Origin of the sequence: Microbulbifer epialgicus, assembly GCF_041447265.1 — a bacterium.
GTDB lineage: Bacteria > Pseudomonadota > Gammaproteobacteria > Pseudomonadales > Cellvibrionaceae > Microbulbifer > Microbulbifer epialgicus.
In genome coordinates this window covers 1-3,387 of the sequence record NZ_JBGMEK010000176.1, presented here as the reverse complement: position 1 = coordinate 3,387, position 3,387 = coordinate 1, and the positions used below count along the sequence as shown (strand labels likewise).

Here is a 3,387-nt window from a genome sequence, read left to right as displayed (position 1 = left end):
AATGCGGATATTTTACTTACGTTTTGGAAGGTGGATTTAGTCCGAATCGCCCCGTAAACCCTCTTTACACCGTGCTGGAGGCAAGTGTTTGGTTTTTTTCAGGGCCGACTAATTAATAGAAAACAATCACTGTGCAGTATTATGAAGAACTATATTGTTGTGGCTAATACTCTCAAGCCAGAGTAAATATCAAGTGGCTATAAAGTACGACTCTGAGCAGACAATCTTATGGGAACCTCTAAACGCTCACTAGAACAGGCGAGCATTCTCTGTGGTGAACTCTCTCTCGGCATCACGTTTGCTTTGATGCAACCTGGCTTTACTGCTCCATTCATGTATTTGGGACGGGTGTATCCAAAGCTGTTTAGCAACAATGTCTACACCCACCTCGGCTGTCAGTACTAGAGTATCTTTTTTATACTCCTCGGAGTATCGTATACGTGTAATTTTGGTTGGTTTGGTTTGACTTGTCATCGGGCACCTCTAATGCGTAGTTCATCGTTTAAGAGAGTGTCCGTCGTTGGTGGGTAGGGTCAATATTCAAGAGGAATAGATTACGAATACATGCTATATAGGTTGGATCAGTGTCAGCAACAGCTGCCTCTCAGGCTGCTCCATCACTAATTATAATATGCTGTACAAAATTACTCGGAATGAAATATTATAGTAGACATAACCTTAAAGAGTGGTTATTTTGAGTTAGTCACTTAATTAAATTGAATAATTTAACCTAACCTTCTCGGCTTGTTTGCAGTACATAAAGTGAACAATTTTTGTGGGAGGCTTTAATTATATAATAGTCAAGTGATTGCAAGTTTTAGGTATTTGTTTTTTAAGCTAAGTCAATCCCACTTTATTAAATAAGTCATACAAATTTAAGTCAAATAGATATGAAAATAGCGATCTTATCAAGAAACTCAAAACTTTACTCTACGCGCCGCCTAGTTGAAGCTGCAAACGAGCGAGGTCATGAGGCACGAGTGATTGACCATATCCGCTGTTTTATGGATATGGGAACTGAAAACCCCTCTATTCATTATAAAAATGAAGAATTTTTACCTGGTGATTTCGATGCAGTGGTTCCACGCATAGGTTCATCAGTCACATTCTATGGTACTTCAGTCGTTCGTCAGTTTGAAATGATGGGGACCTACTGTGTCAATGAATCTGTTGCCATTTCCCGCTCCCGGGACAAACTACGCTCTATCCAATTGTTATCACGTAAAGGCGTGGGTATTCCAGTTACTGCTTTCGCAAACTCACCAGATGATATAGAAGGATTAATCAGAGAGGTAGGTGGCCCTCCTTTGGTAATTAAAGTACTAGAGGGTACTCAGGGGATTGGTGTCGTACTCGCTGAAACAAAAAAAGCAGCTGAGAGTGTCATCCAGGCGTTTATGGGGGTAAAAAGTAATATCCTTATTCAGGAGTTCATTGGAGAAGCTGGTGGTAGTGATATCCGCTGTTTTGTAGTTGGTGGGAAGGTTATTGCTGCTATGCAAAGAACAGCTCCAGAAGGTGAATTTAGATCAAACCTTCATAGAGGTGGAACAGCCAAGCTTGTTAAGCTATCTCCTACAGAGAGATCTTGTGCGGTAAAAGCTGCAGGGATCATGGGACTAAATGTCTGCGGTGTGGATCTACTTCGCTCAAGTCGGGGACCGTTAATTATGGAGGTTAACTCGTCTCCAGGATTAAAAGGAATTGAGGAGGCGACAAATAAAGATGTTGCAGGAATGATTGTCGAGTTTATTGAAAATAATGCAAGACCGAATAAAACAAGAACACGTGGTAAGGGATAATATTGAATAAATGTCAGCAGCAAACCAACCCATAACTATCAATGACGTAGCGGTACTCCCTGGAGAGCATCGCGTAATCGACCTCCCTATAGCTAAGCTATACACCCATATAAATATCAACATTCCTGTACAAGTCATATGTGGCAAAAGAGCAGGTCCGCGGCTGTTTATTAGTGCAGCGATTCATGGTGATGAACTTAATGGTGTAGAAATTGTTCGACGCTTACTAAAATCGAGCTCAATTAAACGCATGCGAGGAACTTTAATCGTTATTCCGGTTGTTAATGTATTTGGAATTATACAGCATTCTAGATACCTACCTGATAGACGTGATCTAAATCGCTCGTTTCCTGGGTCAAAGCGTGGGCCCCTCGCGGCTAGACTTGCTCATATATTCATACAGGAGATTGTCTCACAGTGTGACTATGGTATTGACTTACATACTGGGGCGTTAAACCGATCTAACCTCCCACAAGTACGAGCCGACTTGGATGATCCAGAAACAAAAATGCTTGCAGAAGCTTTTTCGGTTCCAGTAATACTCAACTCAAATTTACGGGACGGATCTTTGCGTCAAGCAGCCAAAGAACACGGAGTTAAAATACTATTATATGAGGCGGGGGAAGCATTACGCTTTGATGAATTATCTATTAGAGCAGGCGTTAAGGGTATCTTATCAGTAATGCGAAAGCTGTCTATGCTGGCGGGAAGTAAAAACTCCCGCAAACTATCAGAGCCATTTATGGCTCGCTCTAGTAGTTGGGAGAGAGCTCCAGAAAGTGGCCTATTACGGTCGACGGCTCCACTGGGCATGCGTGTTAATAAAGGGGATATCTTAGGAATAATTTCAGATCCATCGGATTTATTCACACCTAACGAGTATGAGGTAAAATCCCAGTTTTCAGGGCTCATCATTGGAAAGAGTAATATTCCCTTAGTTAATGCAGGAGATGCTCTCTTTCATATTGCTCGTTTTGAAGATATTAAGGAGGCAGCAGCATCGGTGGAAGCCTTCCAAAATTTTATAAATTACTCTGAAAATACCCTACTTTAGCCCGTCTTTACTCTAAGGTTATTTATAAGATTCTCGTAGAGTTACAGTCGAGCCAAGAAAAGTCTATATACCCTCTTGGCTTGTTTGTGCTGAACTTACTTTTCACTCAACACTCATAAATCATGAGTTTGTTGTGGTCAAGCCCAGCCGGACACCTCTTTAAGCACATTTTTCAAATTCGATGGGGGTTACATCCCCCAGCGTTGTATGTATTCTGCGTGAGTTGTAAAAAGCAATATAGGCTCTCACATCTGTTATCGCATCCTCCCTTGTTGTATAGAGATTTCCCGTTAACCACTCTCGTTTCAGGCTGCTAAAAAAGCGTTCAGTCGGTGCGTTGTCCCAACAATTTCCCCTACGACTCATTGAACACACCATTCCATGCTGCTTCAATAGCGCTTGGTAGGTATGGCTGGCATACTGACTACCTCTCGGAGTGATGTAGAAGACCTTTTGGTGGTGTACGCTAATTGACAGCCATCATCAACGCACGACTTACCAAAGCCGTTTCCATCTGGCGATCTAGATGCC

General features: G+C 42.0%; 4 protein-coding genes. 2 read left to right on the top strand and 2 right to left on the bottom strand.

The window, feature by feature from the left end; translation table 11 throughout:
- Window positions 1–249: 249 nt before the first annotated feature.
- On the bottom strand, window positions 250–474 hold the full coding sequence (locus ACCI49_RS24050; protein ID WP_371841786.1) for a transposase: 225 nt from the start codon (window positions 472–474) through the stop codon (window positions 250–252).
- Window positions 475–890: 416 nt separating this feature from the next.
- On the opposite strand from ACCI49_RS24050, the gene rimK reads away from it, so the two are divergent.
- Window positions 891–1,802 carry a 30S ribosomal protein S6--L-glutamate ligase gene (rimK, locus tag ACCI49_RS24045; RefSeq protein ID WP_371841785.1) on the top strand — a complete coding sequence of 304 codons (912 nt, stop codon included), beginning with the start codon at window positions 891–893 and terminating at the stop codon, window positions 1,800–1,802.
- A 10-nt stretch (window positions 1,803–1,812) separates the two neighbouring features.
- Complete coding sequence (locus ACCI49_RS24040; RefSeq protein ID WP_371841784.1) at window positions 1,813–2,856, top strand: succinylglutamate desuccinylase/aspartoacylase family protein; 1,044 nt, start codon at window positions 1,813–1,815, stop codon at window positions 2,854–2,856.
- A 159-nt stretch (window positions 2,857–3,015) separates the two neighbouring features.
- On the opposite strand, the gene ACCI49_RS24035 is transcribed toward ACCI49_RS24040, so the two are convergent.
- Window positions 3,016–3,234 (bottom strand): integrase core domain-containing protein, encoded by a 219-nt coding sequence (locus ACCI49_RS24035; RefSeq protein ID WP_371841783.1) that lies wholly within the window; start codon window positions 3,232–3,234, stop codon window positions 3,016–3,018.
- Window positions 3,235–3,387 lie beyond the last annotated feature (153 nt).